Raw genomic sequence first — 2,008 nt, forward strand, 5'->3', positions numbered from 1 at the left:
GACACCATGCCCGAGCTGCACTGGCAGTACGGCTATCCCTTCGCGCTCGGGCTGATGGTCGTCGCGTCCGTGGCGCTCTACCTCGTCTTCAAGCGCCGCGGCTGGTTGTAGCGCGCCTACGCGCCCGGCGCGGCCGGGACGGGCGGCTCCGCCGGCAGCACGTCGAGCCCGGCGCGGATCCCCTCGCCGAGCATCCGGATCTCGTCCTCGGTGATGGTCAGCGGTGGCGAGACGGCGACGCCCTTGCCCAGCCCGCGCACGAGCACCCCGGCGTCGCGGGCCCCGCGCAGCAGCGCGTTCGGCGCGTCGGGCACCGAGGAGAGGACGTCGGGGGTGAGCTCCACGGCGGCGAGCAGCCCCGTCCCGGCACGGACCTCGGCGACGTACGGGTGCTCGCGCAGCGGGGCGAGCGCGGCCTCGAGGGCGCCCTCGAGCTCCCGGCCGCGGGGGATGAGGCCCTCGCGCTCGTAGACGTCCAGCGTCGCGAGGCCGGCCGCGCAGCACGTCGGGTGCCCGGCGTAGGTCGGCCCGTGGCGCAGCGTGCGCTCGCCCGGCGTCGTCCACCAGGGCGCCGCCACCTCGGGGGAGACCAGGACCCCGCCGAGGGGCAGGTAGCCCGACGTCACGCCCTTCGCGAAGGTCACCAGGTCGGGCTGCACCCCGTAGCGCTCGATCCCGAACCAGGTGCCGAGCCGCCCGAACCCGCAGATGACCGCGTCGATCACGAGCAGCACGCCGTGGTCGCGGCAGAGCTGCGCGACCCCCTCGACGTAGCCCGGCGGCGGGATGTGCACCCCGCCCGCGCCGGTCACCGGTTCCATGACGAACGCCGCGATCCGCTCCGCCCCGACGTCGGCGAACACCTTCTCCACGCCCTCGAGGTCCTGCGGCGCGACGGTGTTCTCCCCGGCCAGCACGCCCCAGCCCTCGCGGTTGGCCGGGATGCCGACGATCGAGGTCCCGTAGCCGTGCGTGCCGTGGTAGCCGGTCTCGCGGGAGACGACGTGGACCCGCTGGTGCTCGCCCCGGGCCTGCCAGTACCCGCGGGCCAGCTTCACCGCGGTGTCGATCGCGTCGGCGCCCCCGGACCCGAAGAACACCTTGGTCTCCCCGGGGCTCATCGGGGCGAGCGCCGAGAGCCGGTCGGCGAGCTCCAGGGCCGGGCGGTTCGCGATGTCGGCGAAGCACGAGTACGCCTCGAGCTGCGCCATCTGCCGCATCGCGGCCTCGACGATCTCGGTCCGCCCGTGCCCGACGTTGGCGTACCAGAGGCTCGCGCAGCCGTCGAGATAGCGCCGGCCGGCCTCGTCGTACACCCAGACGCCGTCGGCGTGGTCGACGACGAACTCGTGGTCCCGGACGGCGGCCATGTCGGAGAAGGGGTGCCAGAGGGTTCCCATGGGAGCCGATTGTGGTCGCTCGCGGGGCGCGTGGCACCCACCTAGCGTCCGGGGTGTGGAGGTCCGGCCGTGCCGCGTCGAGGAGGCGGTGACGCTCGCCTTCGAGCCGGAGCACTTCCCGGCTCGCTTCGGGCTGCGCCTCGCGCCCGGCTGGGCGGTGCACGGCGCCCTCGAGCCGACCGTCGACGCGCTCGAGGCGGGCGTCGACCCGGCCTGGCTGACGCACCTGCTCGTGCTGGGCGGGACGGTCGTGGGCATGGGCGGGTTCACCGGGCCGCCGTGCGACGGCGAGGTCGAGATCGGCTACCAGGTCGCGCCCGCCTACCGGGGCCGGGGGATCGCGACGGCGGCCGTGCGGGCCTGGGTCGCCCGGGCCCGCGCGGCGGGGCTGCGGCGGGTGGTGGCGCGCACCGATCCCCGGCCCGGACCGTCGGCGACGGTGCTCGCGCGCACCGGCTTCGTCCGGGACCCGGGTCGCGACGACGACTGCCGCTGGTGGCGTCTCGATCTCGGGTGACGATCACGACGGGTGCGATCAGGACACGAGCGGCGATCCGGGACCGTGCGACACAGGTCGCCACGCCCCGGCGTCCCGTCGAGGGGGCGGA

At 75.4% G+C, this 2,008-nt stretch carries 3 protein-coding genes; 2 read left to right on the forward strand and 1 reads right to left on the reverse strand.

The genetic code is table 11. From position 1 onward, the window contains the following. The first annotated feature begins 6 nt into the window (after window positions 1–6). A complete protein-coding gene (locus AC0CYZ_RS22505) occupies window positions 7–111 on the forward strand; it encodes a CorA family divalent cation transporter (protein ID WP_472219451.1) in 105 nt (34 codons plus the stop codon). Between the two features lie 5 nt (window positions 112–116). Here the strand turns inward: AC0CYZ_RS22505 and AC0CYZ_RS22510 are convergent, their stop codons facing one another. Further along, window positions 117–1,400: an aminotransferase family protein gene (locus AC0CYZ_RS22510; RefSeq protein WP_472219446.1), complete on the reverse strand. Its 1,284-nt coding sequence runs from the start codon at window positions 1,398–1,400 to the stop codon at window positions 117–119. A 55-nt stretch (window positions 1,401–1,455) separates the two neighbouring features. Here AC0CYZ_RS22510 and AC0CYZ_RS22515 point away from each other — a divergent pair, with 55 nt between their 5' ends. After that, on the forward strand, window positions 1,456–1,917 hold the full coding sequence (locus tag AC0CYZ_RS22515) for a GNAT family N-acetyltransferase (RefSeq protein ID WP_472219449.1): 462 nt from the start codon (window positions 1,456–1,458) through the stop codon (window positions 1,915–1,917). Window positions 1,918–2,008 lie beyond the last annotated feature (91 nt).

Source organism: Actinomycetospora sp. (assembly GCF_055612215.1).

Excerpts from the sequence above, each read along its gene's own strand:
- AC0CYZ_RS22510 (WP_472219446.1), bottom strand. The coding sequence starts at position 1,400 with ATGGGAACCCTCTGGCACCCCTTCTCCGACATGGCCGCCGTCCGGGAC.
- AC0CYZ_RS22505 (WP_472219451.1), top strand. The coding sequence starts at position 7 with ATGCCCGAGCTGCACTGGCAGTACGGCTATCCCTTCGCGCTCGGGCTG.